Source organism: Paeniglutamicibacter selenitireducens, from assembly GCF_051550675.1.
In the GTDB taxonomy this organism is placed as follows: domain Bacteria; phylum Actinomycetota; class Actinomycetes; order Actinomycetales; family Micrococcaceae; genus Paeniglutamicibacter.
The window spans coordinates 129,185-150,723 of the sequence record NZ_JBPULF010000008.1; the positions used below are offsets into that span (position 1 = coordinate 129,185).

General features: G+C 69.5%; 19 protein-coding genes and 1 tRNA gene. 13 read left to right on the forward strand and 7 right to left on the reverse strand.

Annotation, left to right across the window (positions count from 1 at the left end):
* The first annotated feature begins 1 nt into the window (after position 1).
* Both ACSYDW_RS14310 and ACSYDW_RS14315 read left to right on the forward strand, forming a co-directional pair.
* Positions 2-961, forward strand: coding sequence for an SURF1 family cytochrome oxidase biogenesis protein (locus ACSYDW_RS14310; protein ID WP_438339403.1), 960 nt, complete (start codon positions 2-4; stop codon positions 959-961).
* A gap of 189 nt (positions 962-1,150) precedes the next feature.
* Complete coding sequence (locus ACSYDW_RS14315; protein ID WP_438339404.1) at positions 1,151-1,414, forward strand: hypothetical protein; 264 nt, start codon at positions 1,151-1,153, stop codon at positions 1,412-1,414.
* A 112-nt stretch (positions 1,415-1,526) separates the two neighbouring features.
* Here ACSYDW_RS14315 and ACSYDW_RS14320 read toward each other — a convergent pair whose 3' ends face one another.
* The 4 genes from ACSYDW_RS14320 to ACSYDW_RS14335 all read right to left on the reverse strand — a co-directional run bounded on the left by ACSYDW_RS14320 (position 1,527) and on the right by ACSYDW_RS14335 (position 6,827).
* A complete protein-coding gene (locus ACSYDW_RS14320; protein ID WP_438339405.1) occupies positions 1,527-3,128 on the reverse strand; it encodes an ABC-F family ATP-binding cassette domain-containing protein in 1,602 nt (533 codons plus the stop codon).
* 112 nt (positions 3,129-3,240) lie between these two features.
* Positions 3,241-4,395 (reverse strand): GTP pyrophosphokinase, encoded by a 1,155-nt coding sequence (locus ACSYDW_RS14325; RefSeq protein ID WP_438339406.1) that lies wholly within the window; start codon positions 4,393-4,395, stop codon positions 3,241-3,243.
* Between the two features lie 239 nt (positions 4,396-4,634).
* On the reverse strand, positions 4,635-5,459 hold the full coding sequence (locus ACSYDW_RS14330; RefSeq protein ID WP_438339407.1) for a DUF2637 domain-containing protein: 825 nt from the start codon (positions 5,457-5,459) through the stop codon (positions 4,635-4,637).
* Positions 5,460-5,654: 195 nt separating this feature from the next.
* Positions 5,655-6,827: a VanZ family protein gene (locus ACSYDW_RS14335; protein WP_438339408.1), complete on the reverse strand. Its 1,173-nt coding sequence runs from the start codon at positions 6,825-6,827 to the stop codon at positions 5,655-5,657.
* A 285-nt stretch (positions 6,828-7,112) separates the two neighbouring features.
* Between ACSYDW_RS14335 and ACSYDW_RS14340 the strand changes: the two genes are divergently transcribed.
* From ACSYDW_RS14340 to ACSYDW_RS14360, 5 genes are all read left to right on the forward strand, one after another.
* Entirely contained in the window at positions 7,113-7,745 is a 633-nt protein-coding gene (locus ACSYDW_RS14340; RefSeq protein WP_438339409.1) for a uracil-DNA glycosylase family protein, read from the forward strand.
* Between the two features lie 72 nt (positions 7,746-7,817).
* On the forward strand, positions 7,818-9,284 hold the full coding sequence (locus ACSYDW_RS14345; protein WP_438339410.1) for a DUF2079 domain-containing protein: 1,467 nt from the start codon (positions 7,818-7,820) through the stop codon (positions 9,282-9,284).
* 120 nt (positions 9,285-9,404) lie between these two features.
* Complete coding sequence (locus tag ACSYDW_RS14350) at positions 9,405-10,028, forward strand: GNAT family N-acetyltransferase (RefSeq protein WP_438339411.1); 624 nt, start codon at positions 9,405-9,407, stop codon at positions 10,026-10,028.
* A gap of 83 nt (positions 10,029-10,111) precedes the next feature.
* A complete protein-coding gene (locus tag ACSYDW_RS14355) occupies positions 10,112-11,410 on the forward strand; it encodes an LssY C-terminal domain-containing protein (RefSeq protein ID WP_438339412.1) in 1,299 nt (432 codons plus the stop codon).
* Positions 11,411-11,465: 55 nt separating this feature from the next.
* Complete coding sequence (locus tag ACSYDW_RS14360) at positions 11,466-11,960, forward strand: DUF3995 domain-containing protein (RefSeq protein ID WP_438339413.1); 495 nt, start codon at positions 11,466-11,468, stop codon at positions 11,958-11,960.
* A 161-nt stretch (positions 11,961-12,121) separates the two neighbouring features.
* Here ACSYDW_RS14360 and ACSYDW_RS14365 read toward each other — a convergent pair whose 3' ends face one another.
* The 3 genes from ACSYDW_RS14365 to mptB (ACSYDW_RS14375) all read right to left on the reverse strand — a co-directional run bounded on the left by ACSYDW_RS14365 (position 12,122) and on the right by mptB (ACSYDW_RS14375) (position 16,961).
* Positions 12,122-13,447, reverse strand: a complete 1,326-nt coding sequence (locus ACSYDW_RS14365) for a glycosyltransferase family 87 protein (protein ID WP_438339482.1) — start codon at positions 13,445-13,447, stop codon at positions 12,122-12,124.
* Complete coding sequence (gene mptB, locus ACSYDW_RS14370; RefSeq protein ID WP_438339414.1) at positions 13,447-15,102, reverse strand: polyprenol phosphomannose-dependent alpha 1,6 mannosyltransferase MptB; 1,656 nt, start codon at positions 15,100-15,102, stop codon at positions 13,447-13,449. Before mptB (ACSYDW_RS14370) ends, ACSYDW_RS14365 begins: the two co-directional genes overlap by 1 nt.
* Positions 15,103-15,173: 71 nt before the next feature.
* Positions 15,174-16,961: a polyprenol phosphomannose-dependent alpha 1,6 mannosyltransferase MptB gene (gene mptB, locus ACSYDW_RS14375; protein ID WP_438339415.1), complete on the reverse strand. Its 1,788-nt coding sequence runs from the start codon at positions 16,959-16,961 to the stop codon at positions 15,174-15,176.
* 378 nt (positions 16,962-17,339) lie between these two features.
* Here mptB (ACSYDW_RS14375) and ACSYDW_RS14380 point away from each other — a divergent pair, with 378 nt between their 5' ends.
* From ACSYDW_RS14380 to ACSYDW_RS14405, 6 genes are all read left to right on the forward strand, one after another.
* The gene (locus tag ACSYDW_RS14380) at positions 17,340-17,546 is read left to right on the forward strand and encodes a hypothetical protein (protein ID WP_438339416.1); all 207 of its coding nucleotides are present in this window, start codon (positions 17,340-17,342) and stop codon (positions 17,544-17,546) included.
* A gap of 236 nt (positions 17,547-17,782) precedes the next feature.
* Complete coding sequence (gene orn / locus ACSYDW_RS14385; protein WP_438339417.1) at positions 17,783-18,400, forward strand: oligoribonuclease; 618 nt, start codon at positions 17,783-17,785, stop codon at positions 18,398-18,400.
* 140 nt (positions 18,401-18,540) lie between these two features.
* Positions 18,541-18,616: transfer RNA gene (locus ACSYDW_RS14390), tRNA-His, on the forward strand.
* Positions 18,617-18,752: 136 nt separating this feature from the next.
* Positions 18,753-19,913 (forward strand): acyl-CoA dehydrogenase family protein, encoded by a 1,161-nt coding sequence (locus ACSYDW_RS14395; protein ID WP_438339418.1) that lies wholly within the window; start codon positions 18,753-18,755, stop codon positions 19,911-19,913.
* A 95-nt stretch (positions 19,914-20,008) separates the two neighbouring features.
* Positions 20,009-20,581 carry a peptide deformylase gene (gene def / locus ACSYDW_RS14400; protein ID WP_438339419.1) on the forward strand — a complete coding sequence of 191 codons (573 nt, stop codon included), beginning with the start codon at positions 20,009-20,011 and terminating at the stop codon, positions 20,579-20,581.
* Positions 20,582-20,697: 116 nt separating this feature from the next.
* Positions 20,698-21,531, forward strand: a complete 834-nt coding sequence (locus ACSYDW_RS14405) for an acyltransferase domain-containing protein (RefSeq protein ID WP_438339420.1) — start codon at positions 20,698-20,700, stop codon at positions 21,529-21,531.
* Positions 21,532-21,539 lie beyond the last annotated feature (8 nt).

A 21,539-nucleotide genomic window follows, 5' to 3' on the forward strand; every position in this document is an offset into this window, starting at 1 on the left:
CGTGTATCGATTCCTGGCCAGCACCCGCTGGATCGGCTGGCTCCTGCTGGTCTGCCTGTTCGCCTCCGCCTTCGCCTTCCTGGGAAATTGGCAGATGGACCGCCGGGAACAGGCGCTGACCGAGATCTCCCACGTGCAGCGCAACTATGACGCGGCACCCATCCCATTCGCCCAGGCCAAGCCGCTCTTCGACCAGCTGCCCGCGGACGCCAAGTGGACCCCCGTGACGCTGCAGGGAAGCTACATCGCCGAGCAGCAGACGATCGTGCGCAACAGGATCTCCGGCTCGCGCCCCGGCTACGAAGTGGTCGTACCCTTCCGCACGACCGAGGGCACCGTCGTCATCGTGAACCGCGGATTCCTGCCGATCGGCAACGACAACGCCGGACAGCCCGACCACATCCCGGCCCCGCCTGCCGGAACGGTGACGGTTCAGGTGCGGCTGAAGGCCAGCGAGCCGAAGCTCGACCGCGGCGCGCCCGAGGGGCAGCTGGCCTCGATCGACCTGCCGGCCTTCGCCCGGAAGCTTGACTACCCGATCGCCACCGGCAGCTACGGCCTGATGTACAAGGAGGACCCGGCACCCGCCGAGTCCCCCGCCCAGCTGCAGCGTCCCGAGGAGGACGAGGGGCCGCACCTTTCCTACTCGTTCCAGTGGTTCGCCTTCGGCGTGCTGGTGTTCATCGGTTTCGGATACGCCGCCAAGCAGCAGGCCCGCATCAACCGCGAGGACAAGGAGGCGGCCGCAGAGGCGGCCCTGCGCGGCGAGGAGCCGGTGCTTCACCAGGCACACCGGATGCGCAAGCGCCCCAAGAAGCTGGTGCGCCGCGACGGCACGCCCACCGACGAGGCACAGGAGGACGCGTACCTCGACGAGCTCGAGCGCCGCGCCGCCGAGCATCAAAGCACCGTGGAGCAGAGCACCGGGCGGCAGGCCCCCGCGGGCAGCGACGCCGACTGAACCGCCACTCCTTGAAGGACACCAAGCGGTCCCGTACCTCCGGATGGATCCCCCGGAGGTGCGGGACCGCTTTCGCGTGCGCACCCGCTCCCGGAACCGCCCCCCGCACCCTTGTCCGGGGGCCCGGCGCTCCGTAGCGTGGAGGGCAGAGGGCCGGCGGAGCACCGGCCCCATCCGAAAGGACACGCCATGCCAACCGTGATAGCCCGCCACGACGTGTTGGACGTGCAGCACTGGCTGGCCTCGCGCCGGCGCGCCGATGCCCTGGGGTCCCTGGGCATCACCAACATCCGCACCTTCGTGGACCCGCTGAACCCGAACCAGGTGGCCCTGGAGATGGACGTGCCGGACATGGACGCGCTGCTGCTGGCCCTGCAGACGGAGCAGTTCGAGGAAGCCATGAAGCAGGACGGCGTGCTGCGCGAAACGCTGGTCCTGCTGGTCGAGGTGTAGCAGCGGCACCCTTCACCATGCCCCGCCACCCGCCGTTAAGCACCAAGGGGCTGCACCGTGGCGGTGCAGCCCCTTGTGCCTCGGCCCGGGTCCCGGGTCCCGGGACCCGGGATCAGGCCAGGGTGACGAGCTCCAGGTAGGAGTCGTTCCACAGGTCCTCGTCGCCGTCCGGCAGCAGCACCACGCGGTCGGGGTTCAGCGCGGAGACCGCGCCCTCGTCGTGGGAAACCATGACCACGGCACCGGTGAAGTTGGCCAGCGCGTTGAGGATCTCGGCGCGGGAGGCCGGGTCCAGGTTGTTGGTGGGCTCGTCGAGCAGCAGCACGTTGGCGCTGGAGGCCACGATGGTGGCCAGCGCCAGGCGCGTCTTCTCGCCGCCGGAGAGCACACCGGCGGGCTTGTCGACGTCGTCCCCGGAGAACATGAACGAGCCCAGGATGCCGCGCACCTCCTTGTCGCCCAGGTGGCTCGGGGCTGCCGAACGCATGTTCTCGAGCACCGAGCGGTCCACGTCCAGGGTGTCGTGCTCCTGCGCGAAGTAGCCGATCTTCAGGCCGTGGCCCGGGACCAGGTCGCCGGTGTCCGGGGTGGACACGCCCGCGAGCATGCGCAGCAGCGTGGTCTTGCCGGCGCCGTTCAGGCCCAGGATGACCACCTTGGAGCCGCGGTCGATCGCCAGCGAGACGTCGGTGAAGATCTCCAGCGAACCGTAGGACTTCGAAAGGCCCTCGGCCATCAGCGGGGTCTTGCCGCAGGGGGCCGGCTCCGGGAAGCGCAGGGCGGCGACGCGGTCCGCGACGCGCACGTCGTCCAGGCCGCTCATCAGGCGGTCGACGCGCTTGAGCATGGACTGCGCGGCGGAGGCGCCGGAGGCACGGGCCTTCATCTTGTTGGCCTGCGCCAGCAGCGTGGTGGCCTTCTTCTCGGTGTTGGCACGCTCGCGCTTGCGGGCCCGCTCGTCGGTCTCGCGCTGCTGCAGGTAGCGCTTCCAGCCGAGGTTGTAGACGTCCATCGTGGCGCGGTTCGCGTCGAGGTGGATGACCTTGTTCACGGTGGCCTCGAGCAGCGAGGTGTCGTGGGAGATCACCAGCAGGCCGCCCTGGTGGTTGGCCAGGAAGCCGCGCAGCCAGGTGATGGAGTCGGCGTCTAGGTGGTTTGTCGGTTCATCGAGCAGCAGCGTCTCGGCGTCCGCGTACAGGATGCGGGCGAGCTCCACGCGGCGGCGCTGGCCGCCGGAAAGGGTGGAGAGCGGCTGGTTGAGCAGTCGCTCGGGCAATGCCAGGTTGTTGGAGATCGCCGCGGCCTCGGATTCGGCGGCGTAGCCGCCACCGGCGATGAACTCCGCCTCGAGGCGGTCGTAGCGGCGCATGGCCTTCGCGGCCACCGCGGGGTCCTCGGAGGCCATTTCCTCCTGGCACTTCTTGAGCTTGCCGACGACGACGTCGAGCCCGCGGGCCGAGAGGATGCGGTCGCGTGCCAGCTGCTCCATGTTGGGGGTGCGCGGGTCCTGCGGCAGGTAGCCGATGGTGCCGCTGGTGGTGACGGAGCCGCCGGCGGGCAGCGATTCGCCGGCCAGCACGCGGGTCATGGTGGTCTTGCCTGCGCCGTTGCGCCCGACGAGGCCGATTTTGTCGCCCTTGTCGATGCGGAACGAGACGCCCTCCATGAGAAGGCGTGCGCCGGCGCGCAGCTCCAAATCGGCAACGGAAATCACGGTGGGCCTTTCGACGGGGGTTTTCGGCGCCCTGCTGGGCAACCTATCCAGTCTACCGGGGTCGGGGCCGGGTTTGTGCGCCGATGCGGCGAAGCTCACGCCCCCGGGCGGCTCATGACTCCTGCGGACGCTCCGCAGCCTCCGCGGGGGGACCAGAATGCGGGGCCGACTTGGGTGCATTCTTGTGCCGGTAGGCGTCCATCTGGGCCAGCCGGCGGCGCAGGGAGTCGGCCCGGTGGGCGTCTCCCCCGCTGGTCGCCTCGATGTGCCCGGAGCCGAAGTGCCAGAGCAGGACGTCGTCGAGCAGGCGGTCCGGGCCCGGGGAATAGCGGTGGTCGAGGGCCGCACGCACCGAGGTGATCACCCCGGGCTGCAGCAGCTCGGCGAACTGCCGGGTGGTGCCCAGGCCGTGGGCGGCGACGAGCTCGGCCGCCCAGCCCCAGTCGTCGTCGGACTTCCTGTCCACGTGGGGCAGCAGCGTGCGCCAGATCAGCTGGATGCGCGCGGCCGAAAGCTCCACGGCGCCCTCGCCCTCGGCGTCCCAGAAGCCGGTGACCGTCTCGAAGCGCTCGTGCAGCTCGGAGAACTGGTCCTCGGCGGCTTCCAGCATGGCCGCCGTGGCGGTGAACTGCCTGTCGATGTGCGGGCTCCAGGCGCGCGGCTCGGCGTTCTTGAAACGGATGTCGTGCTCGATCTCGCTCCACGCGTGGGAGAGGATGGTGCGGATCTGCACCTCGAAGACGAAGTTGCCGGTGATCTTGGTGTCCCCGCCGAGCACCGCCTGGAAGTCGCGCACGACCTCCTCGCCGCGGGTCTTGAGGATCAGGTGGCGGCTGGAATAGCCGTAGGTGCCCGATTCCACCGACCCGATGTCCTTCTCGCGGTCCGAGCGGCAGTCGAAGTCCGAGCGCCGGCGCTTGATCAGGTTTGCCGCGTCGCGGATCTCGTGGGGCAGCTTCACAATCACGCGCACCCCCACCAGGTCGTGGACCTCGCGCAGCGGATTGGGGAACTCGAGGGTCGGGGCGCCGCCCTCCTCCTCGGCCGCGAGCATGCGCGAGGCCTTGTCGCGGAAGGAGTCGACGGTCTTGACCCGGCTGACCACGAAGAGGGGCGCCGTGTCCGTCTCCTCGAAGAGCGCGGAGATGCGCGAGCGCATCGCCTCGGCGACGTGTTCGAGCATGGGGCGGGCCGCGGCGTAGCGTTCGACGCTGGCCGCGACCTCAGCGCGCAATGATTCATCGAGGGTTTCCCAGGGGGTGCCCACACGTGCCTCCTACATCAAGCTGCTCTCGGGGTTCCGCTTCCCACCCTATCAACCGCCGATTTGCCGCGCCGGGATGCGCCGCACGGCACGCGCCGGGAGATTCGTGCGAAGCGCACTGCGAACCCCCGCCGGAAACCGCCGGAAACCGGCCGCACCCGTTGCGGGTACGCAAAACCCCACCGGCCTGCCGCCGGGTGTGCGGCGGAAGAACGGCGGGGTTGGCCCGGGCGGGATGCCGGCTAGTTCTTGCTGTCGATCGACTGGGCGACCTCGTCGTACAACGGGGAGGCGCCGTTCTTCGCCGCGGCCATGGCCTCGACCTTGCCGTTCTTGGCTCCCTGGGCGCCGTTCGCGGAGGCCGGGGCCTGGGCGGCGGGGGCTGCGGAAGGGACCTGGGGCTTGCCGGAGGGGGTTGCGGCCCGGGCCGCTGCCTTGGAGCCCTCCAGCTTGCCCTCGATGCGGGCGCGGGCCACGTCGTCGGCCGCCTTCACCCGGGCGGCCTCCAGGCGCTCGGACTCTGCTGCCTGGGCGTCGGCCATCGCGGCCTGGAAGCCGTCGTCGTAGGCCAGGCCGTACTTCTCCGCCTCCACGGCTTCCTCGTCGTGCTCGGCGACGGCGCGCAGCTTCGCGGCCTCGGCCTTCTTCTGGTACATGTGCACCGTCAGGTGGGTGATGGCCAGCAGCACGACCGGCGGCATCGCCGCCACGAGCGCCGAGACCACCGGGGGGATGTCCGACTGCTGCGCGCTGACCGTGAGGATCGCGTGCACCGAGTTCGCGGCCGTGGAGACGATGGCGCCGAAGAAGAGCAGCGACCACGGGTAGACCATGGCGCGGCGGCTGTGCCCGTTCAGGGCGACGATGGCGACGGTGGAGGCAACGATCATGCCGTCGACGATGATCGGCCAGATCCAGGCCAGGTTCGCGTTGATGCCGGAGCGCCCCGCCAGGTCGGTCAGCGCGTCGAAGGAGAGCACGAACGCGCCCACCGCGATCAGGACCGTTGCGGCAACGGCCGTGCCCAGCACCGCCTTGTGCGGCTCGTTCGGGATCTTCTCAATCATGGTGCTGCTGCCTCAATCGTCTTCGGTGCGTGGTGGTTTCCATGCGGTGCGGGGCTTGCCGTGCGGGGCCCGCCGTGCGGGACCGCCCGGGGGCGCGCCCCGTGGCACGCCAGCGACAATTCTACGTGCCACGTGAGGCTGCCTCTCACCATGTGTCGGCTTCGACGCTCACGGGCACCTGCGGGAAGGGGGCGGCTACCGGGTGTGCAGGCTGTGGCCGCGGGCATCGGGCCCCTGCCCCGGCCCCCGGAGCCCGGCGGGTTCCGCACGCTGGTCGGCAAAGTGCAGGCCGGTGACGCGGGCGGAGAACCCGCGGCCCGAGGCATCGAGCAGGATGCCCAGCAGGCTGGCGACACCCAAGAGGAAGGCCGCGGCGCCCAGCCCGAACCCGGGGCCCGTGTCTCCGGCCAGGTCCGCCAGGCCGGCGGCGAGCGTGAAGCCACCCCCGCCCAGCAGCGTGCGCAGCGCCTGGGAACCGATCGGCGCCGGGCGCCCCGAGGCGTCGGCGGCGAAAATCCAGGTGCACCGCTGGCCGAGCGAGGCGCGGCCCGGGGCCAGCGCCGGGAGGATGACGACGAGCAGCGGCGGCAGCAGGGCCGCGGCAACCGTCAACAGGTTGGTGTCCAGCGGGTCCCCGGCCAGCTCGTTCACCAGCGCGCCGCCGGTGTCCAGGATGAACCCGAGCACACCCACCAGGGCCAGGTCGAAGACCATGCCCAGCAGGCGCCGCGCGCGGGTCACCGGGCGCGGGGCGCGGTATTCCCTGGCCGCGACTTGGTCGCTGGGCCCGGAGATCCAGGCGAACACCGGCAGGTAGGCCAGCAGTGCGCCGATCACCGCGCCGGCGGTGTTGGCGATGACGTCGTCGATGTCCGTGACCCGGTAGGCGCAGTCGTAGAGCCCGAAGACGCCGGTGTACTGGGTGGTCTCGATCAGCACGGAGGCCAGCCCGCCCAGCAGCACCGCGCCGAGGAAGCCGACGCGCGCCCAGCGCACGGCCAGCACGCCCAGCGGCAGGAAGAGCACCACGTTCAGCGCCACCTGCAGCAGCAGCGGATCGTGAAGCACGGCCCCCGGGGACTCCAGCAGCGCGTCCTTGAGCTGCGGCAGGAAGTTCAGCGGGTGCTTCTGCACCCCTCCCATGCCGCGGATGTCGCAGAAGCCCCCGCGCGTCTCGGGCAGGGGCAGCATGGTGTAGCTCATCAGCCCGAAGAGGTAGACGATCACCACCGTGCTTGCAGCACTCCGGCGCCAGGACAGGCGTCCGTGCCGGTGGTACTGCATGGCCAGCAGGAAAACCCCTGCGGCGGCGGTGAAGAGCGCGGCAAAGAGGATGGCGATCCAGCCGGGCCAAAGCATCGTGTTCATTCGGTCAAAACTACCGAACCCTGGCCCGCAGCGGGCATTTTGTGCCGATCATCACCCGGCTGCTCCCGATGCCCCGCGTGCCAAAGACCCGCCGCAGCCGGTATTGTTGATGGTGGATCTTCATCCCGTTCTTCCCGTGGCAGTCCAGCCACCGGATCGCACAAGATCCCACCCCCACCACTTACGTAGCATCGGCGTGTTTGCGACGCGCGGGATCCGTCATCCCGCGTGCCCTCTGCTCCCCCATGCCGCCCGTTCGACCCCCAGCAGGAGAAGCGCACCTCAATGACAGCAATTGCCCCGGACCACGTCGAGAACTCCCTCACGGACAGCCGCTACGAAGAACAGATCGAACCGGTCAACCGCCTGCTGGACGAGACCCGCATGCTGCGGCCCTCCAGCTCCGTGTCCTACGTGGACCCGATGCACAACGTCGAGGAAGCGCGCATCATCTCGCTGTACTCCAACATCGGCGTCGCCAACGAGAGCGGCTTCATCGACGCCGGTTCCCCGGAGGCAGCCACCCGCATGCTGGGCATGCAGTGGCAGCTGGGCCTGCGCCCCGAGTTCCTGCTGCCGTGGAACGTCTCCCCGTGGCACACCCCGGGCGAGCCGAACGGCAAGTTCACCCCGCCGGAGATCACCTCGGGCCTGAAGCCGCTGCTGCGCCTGCTCAAGGTCGTGCCGCGCGCCTCCGTGCTGATCGCCCACGGCACCGAGGCACACCGCCTCTCCGAGCAGCTGCTCAAGACCCAGAACCCGCTGCTGTGGCGCCGCGGCTTCAAGACCTACAAGGTCAAGTCGCTCGACGGCCGCGCCTTCGCCGGCTCCCCGGAACGCCAGCAGGCGCACCTGGAGGAAATCTACGCGGCCTACGCCGACGCCATGGCGCGCACCGGCCTGTCCTCGGCCAAGTAGCCTCGCCCCTCGCGACCCGCCGCGGCACTGCCGCGGCAAACCACGCCCCGACGACTGGATAAACTCGAGGTTATGCCTACCAAGACCCCCGCCGCGATGACCGGCCCGCAGAAACTCCATCTCGGGCTGGCCATGGCCCTGGCGGGGGTCTTGTACGTGGCTCACTCGTTCCTGAAGTTCCGGAACTACGAGTCCCGCGGCTACGACCTGGGCATCTTCGACCAGGCGGTGCGCCAGTACGCCATGTTCAAGGCGCCGATCGTCCCGATCAAGGGCGTCGACTTCAACCTGCTCGGCGACCACTTCCACCCGATCCTGGCGCTGCTGGCGCCGCTGTACTGGATCTGGGACGACCCGCGCATGCTCGGCATCGCCCTGGCGGCCCTGCTGGTCTCCACGGCGATCCCCGTCTACCTCTTCAGCCGCCCGCGCTTCGGGCACCTCGGGGCCCTGCTGACGGCCTCGGCACTGCTGCTGTGGTGGCCCTTCCAGGCGATAGTGAACTGGGAGTTCCACGAGGTGGCGTTCGGCGTGCCGATCATGGCGTGGATCATCTGGGCGTTCGACCGCGGCCGCTACTGGCTGGTCGTCGGGCTCGCCAGCTCGCTGCTGCTGGTGCGCGAGGACATGGGCATCACCATGGTGGCCGTCGGCATCGTGCTGCTCTTCCACAGGCAGTGGGCCAAGGCGGCGCTGACCGCGGCGATCGGCCTGGGCGGCTACGTGGTGGTGACCAGCTACCTGATCCCGCTCTTCTCCCCCGCCGGCACCTTTAGCTACTGGCAGTACACGGCCCTGGGCGCCAGCGCGGGGGCCGCCATCGCCTTCCTGCTCACGCACCCCTTCCAGTCCATCGGCATCCTCTTCAACCACCAGCTCAAGGTGCTGCTCTGGATGCTGAGCTTCCTGCCGCTCGCGCTGCTGCCGCTGGCCTCCCCGTACGTGATCCTCGGCGCCCCGCTGCTGCTCTCCCGGCTCTTCAACGACCGGCTGAACACCTGGGCACCGGTCTACCAGTACGACGCGATCATGGCCCCGATCCTCATCCTCTCCGCCGTCCACGTGCTGGGCAAGCTGATCGAGCGCCGCGGCTGGACGAAGGCCAAGGTCATCGGCCCCGCCTGGCTGCTGGCCTTCGCGCTGGTCGGCACGCTCTTCTTCCACTCGGTCTTCCCGCTGGGCCGCACGCTTACCGGCGCCACCTGGGGCACCAACGAACGTGTCGCCGCCAAGGAACGCGCCGTGGCGATGATTCCCGACGGCGTCTGCGTCGAGGCCGCCGACACGCTCGTCCCGCACCTGACGGACCGCACCTACGTGGGCATGATGGGCGACATCGGCACGGAGCTTTCCAGCTGGATGGTGATCGACTTCAACGAGCAGGAGCTCGGCGGCTGGGACCCGCTGAACCCCCCGCAGGCACTGCGCCGCGCACACGCCCTGGGCTTCGAGCAGGTCGCCCCCATCGACAACGGCATCATGGTGCTGCACCGCGACATCCCGGTGGACCCGGTCTGCACCGACTACCTCAAGCGCTGACCCCGGGTACCGCGGGCATCCCGCACCGAACACGCGCCCCAGGGGCCGCACCGCATCCGCCGGTGCGGCCCCTTCGCGTCCCGCCTGCTTCCGCCGCCATCGTTTGCTAGTCTCGGGCACATGAGAACCACCCCCACCGCAGCGGTCCCGGCACGCGGGACGCTCCTCGACACCGCCGGCTACGGCACGGCACTGCTGCGCGGCGAGCTCGTCCGGCTGCGGGCCCTGGACCCGGGAGACCTCCCCCTGCTTGAGGCGTGGTGGTCCGACCCGGCCACCGCGCTGCTGCAGTCCAACGCCATCCGCCCGCGCCCCGAAGGGTCGGCCGCGGCGCTTTTCAGCGCGTGGAGCGAGAACGCCGACCCGGGCAGCGCCGGCTTCAGCATCGAATCCCTGGCCGACGGCGAGCTGGCGGGCCACCTCACCCTCCACGGGGCGGCACTTCCCGAACGCTGCGCCACGCTGGCCATCATGATCGGGCCGCACGCCACAGGGCGGGGGCTGGGCACCGACGCGGTGAAGGCCGCGGTGCGCTTCGGGTTCGAACAGATGGGCCTGAACCGCATCGAACTGCGCGTGCTGGCGATGAACGCCCGCGCCCTGGCCGCCTACACGAAGGCGGGATTCGTGCGGGAAGGGACACGGCGCGAGGGCACCTACTTTGCCGGCGCGTTCCACGACCAGGTCCTCATGGGGATCCTGCGGCGGGATTGGGAGGAACGGGGCGGGGCCGGGCGGGACTGAACCGAACTGGAGTGAATCGGAGGGGGCCGGACCGCACAGGACGGGCCGGTCGCGCTCGGGACGACTGACGGAAGGGACACGCCATGGGCGGGAAGGCGACAGGGAAATCCACCGACGGCACGCTGGACCACGTCTTCTTCGTTCTGGGCGGCACGGCCACCATCTGGCTCGCCTACCTGCTGGTCGGCGAGAGCTTTACCCTCGGCTGGGGCCAGTTGTGGTTCCCCTTGGTGTTCTGGGCGTTCGTCGCCTACCTGCTGTTGCCACGCCTGCACCGCATCCTCACGCAGATCTACGTCCCGGGATACTTCATCGGCCGTGCCCGAACCAGCGACGGGCTGCTCGGCGACCCCGTGAACCTGGCCTTGCTGGGCACCGAGAGCCAGGTCCATGCGGCAATGCGCGGCGCCGGCTGGACCATGGCCGAACCCGTGGCCTTCGCCAGCGGCCTGCGCATCGCCAAGGCGACGATCCTTCGGCGGAGCTACCCGCAGGCACCGGTCAGCCCCTTGTACCTCTTCGGCCGCCAGCAGGACTTCGCCTACCAGCAGGAAGTGGACAGCAGCCCAGGAAAGCGGCACCACGTGCGCTTCTGGCAGTGCCCCGAGGGCTGGCTGCTGCCCGGCGGCCGCCGGGTGGACTGGCTTGCCGCCGGGACGTACGACCGCAGCGTGGGGTTCTCCCTCTTCACCCTGCAGGTCACCCACAAGATCGAGGCGAACACCGACGTCGAACGCGACCACATCGTCAGCAGCGTGGCCTCGGCCGAACCGGCCGCGGCCGTGACGGTGATCGAGGACTTCTCGACCGGCTACCACTCGCGCAACGGCGGCGGGGACTCGATTTCCACCGACGGCGACCTGCCCGTCATCGACCTCCGGAACCTCCGCACGGCTGCCGGGGCCCCACCGACCGCACCGCTGCGCGGCACCGGCATGCCGGCGCCCACGGTGGTGGGCGCCGCGTTGGTCGTGGCGCGCGCGGCCGTCGCGCTGCTGCTGGTCCCGGTGTTGCTTGCCATCTCCACGGCGCCCGCCGCTCCCACCGTCGACGGGGCGGTGGCCGGCCCGGAGGCCACGCGGACCGCACTGTTCGTCGTGGCCGGGGTGGTGCTGGCGTTCGGGCTGGGGGAACTGCTCCTGGCGTGGGGCATCCTCGCGGGCAGCAGCAGGGCGCGGGTTGCCGCCATGTGGCTGAGCACCGCGTCGATCATCATCCAGGCGGCCGATGTCGCCACGGGCGTCTCGCGGATCACCCTCACCACCGGCCTCGCGGCCCTGGCCTGCGACGTCCTGATCCTGCTGGCCCTCTCAAGCAGCCGCGCCGGAACCTACGCCCGCGGGTCGCGCCGCGGGCGGGCCCGTCCACCGCGGGCCGGGTGACCGGCTCGTGGATCCCGGCCGCCCTGCGTGGCGGGCTGTGGGTAGGCTGGTGCCCATGAACACCGGAACCAGGATCCTTGGCCGCACCCTCGGCACCACCGGGTTGGCGGCCCTTTCGGCCCTGCACGTAGTGTGGGCCGCCGGATCGCCGTGGCCCGCGCGGAGCACCGCCGAACTCGCCGAAGCAGTGTCCGGCCAGGCACTCCCGGGCCGGTCGCTCCCGGGCCACTCGGCGTCCGGCCGGGGCGCCGAGATGCCCTTAGCCGCCGCCACCGCCCTCGTGGCCGCCGGCACCGCCGGCGCGGGACTGCTGGCCTCCGGGGCACTGGGCGACGGCGGCATCCAGCGGATTGCCCTGCGAACCGTTGCTACGGCAATGCTGCTGCGTTCCGCCCTGGGAGGCGGGGCCGCCCTCGCCGCGCTGGGGCTGCCACCGGCCGGCGAGACCTTCCGCCGTCTCGACAACCGCTGGTACAGGCCCTTCGCTGCGGCGCTGGGCGTTTCCCTGTTGCTGGCCTCCGGCGCACCGCGGCGTGCCACCGGGTCCTGAGCGACGGCGGCGGCCCTCCACGCCTGCGGCCCGCACGGGTCCGCTGGCCGGATATGCGCAGGGCGGGAGGGGACCGCGTGGTCCCCTCCCGCCCTCTCAATGTGTGGCCGGCACCGTACCCGGTGCCGGCCCGCCGATTGAAGCGGCCCGGTGCGTCCCGCTCAGGCCTTGGCGCGGTCCTTTCCGCCCAGCACGAACGTGTCCCCGAGCCCCTCGATCGGCCCGGCCAGCGGGTCGTCGGTGCCGTCCGCGCGCACCACGTCGCGCTCCGGGTGGCGGATGTCCCCGATGATCTTCACGCAGATGTAGGTGAGCATGGCCATGTGGGCGGCGATGCCGATCCCGTAGAGGACCTCGATCGTCCAGCTGTCCCCGAAGTACTTCAGGCCGGAGACCCACTTCGCGCTCCAGAGCCAAACGAACACCCAGTGGAAGACCTCGATCGCCTGCCACACCAGGAATTCGCGCCACTTCGGCCTCGCCAGCACGTAGAGCGGGATCAGCCACATGACGAACTGCGGCGAGTAGACCTTGCCCAGCAGCAGGAAGGCGGCAACGATCAGGAAGGCCAGCTGGGCCATGCGCGGGCGGCGCGTGGCGGTCAGTCCCAGCCAGGCGATGCCCAGGCAGGCCAGGCCGAAGAGACCGTTGGAGATCAGCGACATCGTCGACCCGTCCATGCCCGTCCACACGAACGCCAGCCACATCGAGGAGTTGCCCGCCGGCCTGTCGCCGGAGAAGGTGTAGAAGCGGCTCCACTCGTCGAACGCGGTAAGCATGAACGGCACGTTGATCGCGAGCCAGGCCGCGGCGCCGGAGGCCAGCGACACCCAGAAATGGCGCATGCGCCCGGAGCGCAGGCAGAGCACCAGGATCGCCCCGAAGAGGAAGAACGGGTAGAGCTTCGCCGCGGCGCCCAGGCCCAGCAGCACGCCGGCCAGCACGATGTGCTTGCGGGAGAACGCGAGAAGGCCCAGCATCGCGAGCATCACGGCCCACAAGTCCCAATTCAGCTGGCTGGTCAGGATGATGCCCGGGGCCAGGGCCACCATTATCGCATCGCGGCTGCGGTGGCGTGCCGCGTAGGCCACGGCCACCACGACGACGCCCCAGCAGATGAAGGACAGTGCGGAGTTCAGGTCGAAGTAGGCGAGCTGGCGCTCGGGCGAGAAGCCGATGCCCGGGATCACCATGGCGGTGAGCCCGGCGATGATCGCCAGCAGCACCGGGTACTCGAGCGCCTGCTCGGCCGGCAGGCCCGTGTAGTACGGGAAGAGCTTGTCGGCCATGCCGCGGGTGCCGAAGAGCTGGGTGAAGTCGGAGTAGCACATGTGCAGGTGCTGCTCGGCGTCGGGCCATCCGTTGACCCGGCACCACTGCTTGGTCGCCACGGCGATGGCCGCGCCGAGCGCGGTCAGCAGCAGCAGCCCGATGATCACCGGACGGGTGGCCTCCCGGGCGTTGAACAGGTTCTTGACCGGTTGCATCACGATCCGGTTGCCTCGTTTCTTCTGGATTCTTGTCGTTTGGACGTCTGCCGCGCGGAGCCACGTCGCCTGGACGCGAACAGCGCGGAAATCTTGGGGCGCCACGGGGTTTCGCTGCGCGGGCGGCGCGGGTCCGCGCCGAACATGCCGGCGGTCTTCGGGTCGATGAAGACGATGTACGCCATGTAGGCCAGCCCGACGATGGCGGCGAGGATGCGCACCCATGTCAGGGAGATCCACTGGCCCACGGAGAGCTGGTCCACCACGCCGGCGAGCACCAGGAACAGGCACAGCACGTACAGGGCACGCTCCAGGTGCACCCGGTGCCGCCGCATCCCCAGGGAGAAGAACGGGATCAGCCACAGCAGGTACCAAGGCTGGATGATCGGGGCCAGCACCACGGCGATGCCCAGCGCGTAGCCGGAATACAGCAGCGGCTCACCGGCCGGCTTCCGGATCGCCAGCCGGAACACCACCACCAGCGAGAGCAGCGTGAAGAGCGTGAAGACGGCCCCGGCGATGGCGCGCAGGTCCCCGCCGAAGAGCGAGCCGATCCACCCGACGAACATGCCCAGCAGGCCAACGGGTGCGTACGGGAACGCGGCCCCGCCGGCGTTGGCCATCGCCGCGATCCAGCCGAACCACAGGCCGGAGGCCCAACCCAGCAGCGTCATCACTGCCGCGGCAATTCCCCCCGTGAACAGCCACACGCGCACCTTCGCGCCGAAACCGGCATCGCGGGGCAGCATGGCCAGCCCCAGGAACGGCAGCACCAGCACCACGATCGGCTTGATCGCCACCGCGAGGGCTGCAACGAGCACCCCGGCCACGCGCTTCTTGCGGTACACCAGCAGGAAGCCCAGCAGCACGCCGCCGACCATGAGCCCGTCGTTGTGCACCCCGCCGACCATGTTCAGCAGGAACAGGGGGTTCGCCACAGAGATCCACAGGGCCCAGGCCCCGTCCGCCCCGGTGAACGCTGCGAGCCGCGGGATCGCGTACATGCACAGCAGCACGCCCGCCACAGCGACAAGCCGCATCATGGCCACCCCGTATTCGGGCACCCCGCCGGAGACGTAGTAGGTGAAGCGGGCATACATCAGGAACAGCGGGCCGTAGGGCGAGGAGGACTCGGCCCACAGCGAGTCCGCTCCCTGGGCAAACCACCCCGGCAGCTGGGACACCCAGTCCTCGTAGGGCGAGCGGCCGGCATGCATGAGCCGGCCCTGGCCCAGGTAGGAGTACACGTCCTGCGAGAGGATCGGGAAGGAGAAGAGCAGCGGCACCGACCAGGTCCAGATGGCCCGGCGCAGCGCCTTGAGCGGGTTCGCGTCGTCGGCCTCGGTACGCTGGCGCAGGCGCAGCCACGCCCTGAAGAGCAGCATCGAGCCGAGGGCCAGCAGCAGCGTGCAGGCGATGACACCGAGGGTTTCCACGCGCAGCGGCAGCAGGAACTTCGAGCGGGACAGGACCGATTCCTGCGAGCTCGGGATCCAGCCGACGCCCCAGGAACCGACCATGACCATCACGGAGGCGAGCAGCCCCTGGGCGATGGCCACGTCCGGGTGGTTTTCCCCGCCGCCGGTCAGCCGGCGCAGCACCGGCACCCGCGAGCTGCGTTCGCGCGCGGTTTCCAGGGCACGGGTGGTCGCCACGAAGCGCCGCGCGGTGCCTGGCGGCGGTCCCGCGGCGGGTTGCGCTCCGAGCTGCGGAGGGTCGACGGGGCTTACGATCGGGGCACCCCGTGTTCCCCCGCGTTCCCGGCGGGATCCACTCCCGCCGGGCCCTCGTCCAAGGGGGCTGCGCCAGATGCGGCGGTGCCAAGCGTGTCGGTGCCAGGCGTGTCGGTGCCGGCACTGCCGGTGGCCGTGTCCCCGGATGAGAGGGAAGCCGCGCCCGCGGATCCGGTTTCCGCGGCGGCGGCGCCTCCCGGGACCACCGGGGCGCCGGCGGCCGCGACCTGCGTCCTGCCCGGGTGCCTGCCGCCGAAGCGCACAGGAACCAGCGACCTGAACAGCACCCTGGTCCGCGGGTCGAGGAAGCCCAGGTAGAACATCGCGGCCCAGGAAATGCCCGTGGACAGGTGCTTGACCCAGGGGTCAAGGCCCCCCAGGAACTGCCAGACGAAAATCTGGTCGGCGGCGCCGAAGGCGATGAAGAACGCGGTGGTGAAGTACACCCAGAGCATCTGCCAGTCGTCGCGGATGCCGGTGACGGCGAAGAACGGAAGCAGCCAGAGGATGTACCACGGCTGGATGATCGGCGAGAGGATGACCAGCGCGGAGAACGCCAGGGCCATGCGCTGGATCAGGTGCGTCGACTTGCCCTTGAAGATCAGCAGGAAGACGAGTCCCACGGAGGCCAGCCGGCCGATGAGCTTGAGCAGCGGCAGGATCCAGTCGACGGGCAGCCCGATGGTCGAGAGCGCCCCGGAGAGCAGTGCGTTGAGCGCCCCCAGCGGGGCGAACATCACGGCACCGGTTCCGGTTTCGAGCATGACCGAGAGCCAGCCGAAGCCGTAGCCGTTGGCCCAGCCGATCAGCGCCATGATGCCCAGCACCAGGGAAGCGGTGTAGAACCAGTAGCGGATGATCCGTGCCCAGCCGGCCCCCGGGCCCGCCCACAGCATGCCGATGAAGGGCAGCAGCACCAGGGTGATCGGCTTGATGCCGATGGACCCTGCCACCAGCACCACGCCCAGCACCCCGCGCCGCGTCGCGGCGTAGTAGGTGCCGGCCAGCGCCAGGCCCACCATGAACGAGTCGTTGTGCGCGCTGGCCACGAAGCTGATCAGGAACAGCGGGTTCGCCACGGAGATCCAGGCGGCCTTCGCGCCGGAAACCTTGTGCAGGGCGGCGATCTTCGGCACGTAGACCAGGCACAGGATGACCCCGGCGAACGCCACCAGGCGGAAGAGGAAGACGGAGAGGTCGGGGCTCGTGCCCACCAGGCGGTTCACCCAGTACTCCACGTTCAGGTACAGCGGACCGTAGGGTGTCTCGGACTCGGCCCAGGTGATGTCGGTGCCCAGCTGGAACCAGTTGTTCAGCGTGGAGATGCCATCGACGTAGGGGTCCTGGCCGGCGGCCACCAGGCGGCCCTGGCCGATGTACGCAAAGACGTCGCGGCTGAAGATCGGCAGCGCGAAGAGCATCGGGACGCTCCAGGCCCAGACGGCCTTGCGCACCGTGGACAGCGACCCCTCGGGCCAGCCGGAGAGCTGCTGGCCCATGCGCAGCCAGGCGCGAAAGAGCACCCAGCAGCCCAGGGTCATCACCACGGTGCTGGCAATCACGCCGGACTCCTCGGTCCGGATGGCGATCAGCAGCGGGTTGCGGTTCATCGGGGACGCACTGGCCAGCCAGCCGACACCCAGGGACCCGAGCATGATCATGACGGATCCGACGACGCCCTGGATCAGCGGGGAAAGGTGGATCCCGCGCGGGGCCTGCTGCCTGCCTGCGGGCTGTGGGGAAGGAACGCCGCCTGTATCCGCGGGGTGCTTCGACTCCATGTGGCCCCTCTCCTTGGTATCCGCCGTGGTACGCCGTGGACAGTCCGGGGCGCCCGGCGCAGGGCGCGCAGGATCGCACCGTCCTGCGAAAAATCAAATCCGATCCTAGCACCGCAACCCCCGAAATCCCCGGAGGCAAACGGCGGTTGCGCCACAGCTCACATCCGCATCGCACGCGCCGCGCACCGCCTCCGGGCATCGGCCTGCCCCTTCACACAGACTTGGCACCTAAACTGGGAGTTGCCGCACAGGTCACGGCGCGCTTCCCGGCGAGGTGCGCACCCCCGGACGCGGCAACCGGCAAGCACCACGGGCGGCCACCATGTACAGCGCCGCCCGTAAAGGACCAGCAAGACAGCAGAAACGGGGACCCCTTCCATGGGCCGACGAGCCAAGGCTCCAGCTTCACCCACCACCCGCAACCACGGCATGCTCGGGTGGGGCGCCTTCCTGGCGGTGCTGCTCGGCTTCTCCGCACCCCGCCTGGGGATGTCCGCAAATGCGGGAATCGCGCTGGCCGGCACCTGCCTCGTGGTGTTCTTCCTCGTCTGGTACCTCGGCTCCGCAGGCACCAAGCGCCCCTGATCCCGGGCGGGGCGCCATCGTGCACCCCACCTTTTCCCGCACTTAGGTCGCAACGCACCTTGGTGAAGCATCCCCGCTGAAGCGTGCTCCTCCCCCCGGATGCCGTCGCACTTTCCGGGCCGCCCTCCGGCCGCGCAGGGCCACGGCCAGGACCGGCTGCGCTTCCCAGGGCCGCGACTCCCCCGCGTACCCATGCGCAGCCGTGCCGAAACCAGCCCATCGGGTACATTTGGCCTGTGCCTATTTCAGCTGAAAAAATTGTATGGATCGACTGCGAGATGACGGGCCTGAGCCTGGAACACGACGCACTGATTGAAGTTGCGGTCCTGGTGACCGACGCGGAACTGAACGTCCTGGGCGACGGGGTCTCGGTGGTGATCAAGCCTTCCGACGCCGCCATGGCGCAGATGAACGACTTCGTGCGCAACATGCACGTCACCAGCGGCCTGATCGAGGAACTCGACGCCGGCCTCTCCATGGAGGAGGCCACCGCCATCGTCATGGACTACATCCGCTCCCACGCCCCCGAGGCCAACAAGGCACTGCTCGCCGGCAACTCCGTCGGAACCGACAAGACCTTCCTCGTGCGAGACATGCCAGAGGTCATCGAGCACCTGCACTACCGCATCCTCGATGTCTCGACCATCAAGGAGTTGGCCCGCCGCTGGTACCCGCGCGCCTTCTTCCAGGCACCGCCGAAGACCGGCAACCACCGCGCCCTCGGCGACATCCGGGATTCCATCGACGAACTCAAGTACTACCGCGCCGCCGTCATGGTCCCCGCGCCCGGTCCCGACTCGGCCGAGGCGAAGGCCATCGCCGAGCGCATCATTGCCGAAAAACAGGCTGATTAGGACCTGTGGCGCAGAACACACCAAAAAGGGGGCAATCCGAGTTGGCACTGCACCCCAAAGTGTGTGTAAGATAGTTCTCGTTGCCAAGCGGTTCGGACGAAAGAACGAAGCGCAGAGCAACTAGCCTCACGGCGAACTTGGTGGGTATAGCTCAGTTGGCAGAGCGTCTGGTTGTGGTCCAGAAGGTCGCGGGTTCAATCCCCGTTACTCACCCCAATGAAGCCGCTCCGGATTTATCCGGAGCGGCTTTTCCCGTACCCGGGCGGAGCACGAATGGTGCGGCCCGCGTACGGAACCAACGAAAATTGAATGTGGACGGGATCCCGGCCCACGGCAGAGAGGGTAGTCACAGATGAAACGCGCACTCTTCGAAGAAGACCACGAGCACTTCCGCGAACTCGCCACGGAGTTCAACGCCCGTGAACTCGCCCCGCACTACGCCGACTGGGATGCCGCCCACCAGATGCCGCGCAGCATGTGGACCGCCGCCGGCGAGGCCGGCCTGCTGGGTCTGGCCATTCCCGAGGAATTCGGCGGCATGGGGATCGACGACTACCGCTTCCGCACCGTGATGGACGAGGAATTCGTCGCAGCCGGCCACCTGGGCGTCGCACTGGCCTTCCACCTCCACGACGACCTGGTGCTTCCCTACCTCCTTAACTACGGATCGGCCGAGCTCAAGGCCAAGTGGCTGCCCGGCATGGCCGACGGCTCGATCGTCACCTCGTGCGCCCTGACCGAGCCCGGCTGCGGATCGGACCTGCGCGGGGTGCGCACCAAGGCGGTGCGCGACGGCGACGACTGGCTGCTCACCGGCCAGAAGACCTTCATCGGCAACGGTGTCACCGGCGACGCCTCGGTGGTGCTGGCCCGCACGGACGGAGGCACCGGGCGCGGCAACGCGGATTCGTTCTCGCTGTTCATGGTGCGCAAGACCGAGGGCTACACCGCGGGAAACCAGCTGGACAAGATGGGCGTCAAGGCCTCCGACACCGCCGAGCTATTCTTCGACGAGGTCCGCGTGCCCGGGTCCGACCTGGTCGGCGAACTCGGCGCCGGCCTGCGCTACGTGAAGGAGCAGCTGCCGCAGGCGCGCCTGGGCATCGCCGTTGCGGCCTCCGCAGTTGCCCGCGCCTCCTACACCCAGGCCCTGCAGTACGCCACGGACCGCCACGCGTTCGGCGGGAACCTGCTGCAGTTCCAGAACACCCGCTTCGTTCTGGCCGACCTGCTGACCGAGGTCGAGGTCACCGAGGGGTACGTCGACCGCGCGGTGCTCGCGTTCAACGACGGCGAACTCGATGAGGTCCAGGCCGCGCAGGTAAAATTGTGGGCATCCGAACGGGCCCAGTCGATCAGCGACAGGGCCCTGCAGGTACACGGCGGCTACGGCTACATCCTCGAATACCCGATCGCGCAGTCGTTCCTTGCCGCCCGCCTGCTGACGATCTTCGGCGGCACCAGCGAGATCATGCGCGAGAGCATCGGTTCCTCGCTGGGCACCGCGTCCTAGCCGGCGCCCGTCCCACGGACCCGCGACCCGGGTCCGCCACGCACCATCCCGGCCGCACCACCTCCCGGCCGGCACACCACCACAAGGAGCAAGTCTTGAGCATCCGCCCAGTCACCATCTACGGCGAACCCGTGCTGCACACCCGCGCGCAGGAAGTCACCGAGTTCGACGACGAGTTGCGCACACTGATCGTCGACATGTACGAGACGATGGACGCCGCAAACGCCGTCGGCCTTGCCGCCCCGCAGGTGGGTGTCGGGCTGCGCCTCTTCACCTACGAGTACGAGCACGAGGACGACGCTCCGACCCGCGGCGTCGTCGTGAACCCGCGACTGACCCTCTCCAAGGTCTCCCAGGCCAACCCGGACCCGGACGACGACGTCGAGGGCTGCCTGTCGGCCCCGGCGCTGAACTTCCCGCTCAAGCGCGCCGAGTTCGCCCGCGTCGAGGGTTTCGACGGCGACGGCAACCCGGTGTCCTTCGACGCCACCGGCTGGTTCGCGCGCATCATGCAGCACGAGTACGACCACCTGGACGGCTACCTCTACGTCGACAAGCTCAACGAGAAGTGGGCCAAGCGCTGGAAGAAGGCCAAGAAGTCCCTCGAATGGGGTGTGCCGGGGCTCACCTGGCTGCCGGGCACCGACGAGGACCCGTTCGGCCACTAGAACCCGACGGTTCCCTCCGCCGGTTTCCGCCCGCCGGGTCCGCGCACTGCCGGAACCGGTCCGGGGACAGGCAAGACCCCTCCGCGCTTGTGCACAGAACCAGGAATCCCGATCCGATGACCGTCACCCACGGCCCAGAAACGGCAGCCGCAATCCTCGACCTGTGCGCCATCCCGGACATCGACCGGCAAGCTTGCACCCGGATGTTGGGCACCCCGGCCGACCGCGGGACACAGCTGGCCCTGGAAACCCTCGACGCCCGGTGGGGCAATGCGGAGGCACCCGCGCTCAAGCAACTCGACGGCGTCGTGGAGCGCCAGTGGATCGAGGCCATCCTGCGCTTCGCCCCGGTGGCGGCCGAACGGCTCGAACGCACCGGCGTCTCCCCCGCGGTCATCGAGGCGACGCTCGCCGACATCGGCAAGCAGATGGAGCTGCACCGCAGGACGCACGGGGACTTCGGGCTGGAGACCTGGTGGTGGCTGCTGCTGCACCTGGCCGGGGTGCTCTTCCGGATCGGGCGACTGCAGCACCAACTGCACCGCGAAACGCCCGGCGGCCCGTGGTCCATCACCCTGCACATCCCCGAGGGCGGGCCGCTGGACCCGGCCTCGGTGGACGAGTCCCTGGCGTTGGCCGCTGCGTTTTTTGCACGGCACTTCCCGGACGCCCGGATAGACCACGCCTCCTGCGACTCCTGGCTGCTTGACCCCTACCTGTCCGCGTCCCTGCCGGCCTCGAACATCGCCAGGTTCGCGGCGCGCTTCTCCAACGTGGAGCCCCGCGACCAGCCCCACGACGCGCTGTACTTCACCTTCCACGTCCCCAAGGGCACCGACCCCCGGCTATTGCCGCGCGATTCCTCGCTGCAGCGCCTGGTGGCAGGTCGCATCGAAGCCGGCGGCACCTGGCAGGTCGCCAAGGGCGTGTGCCCCTGGCCCGGCGCCTGAACGGACCG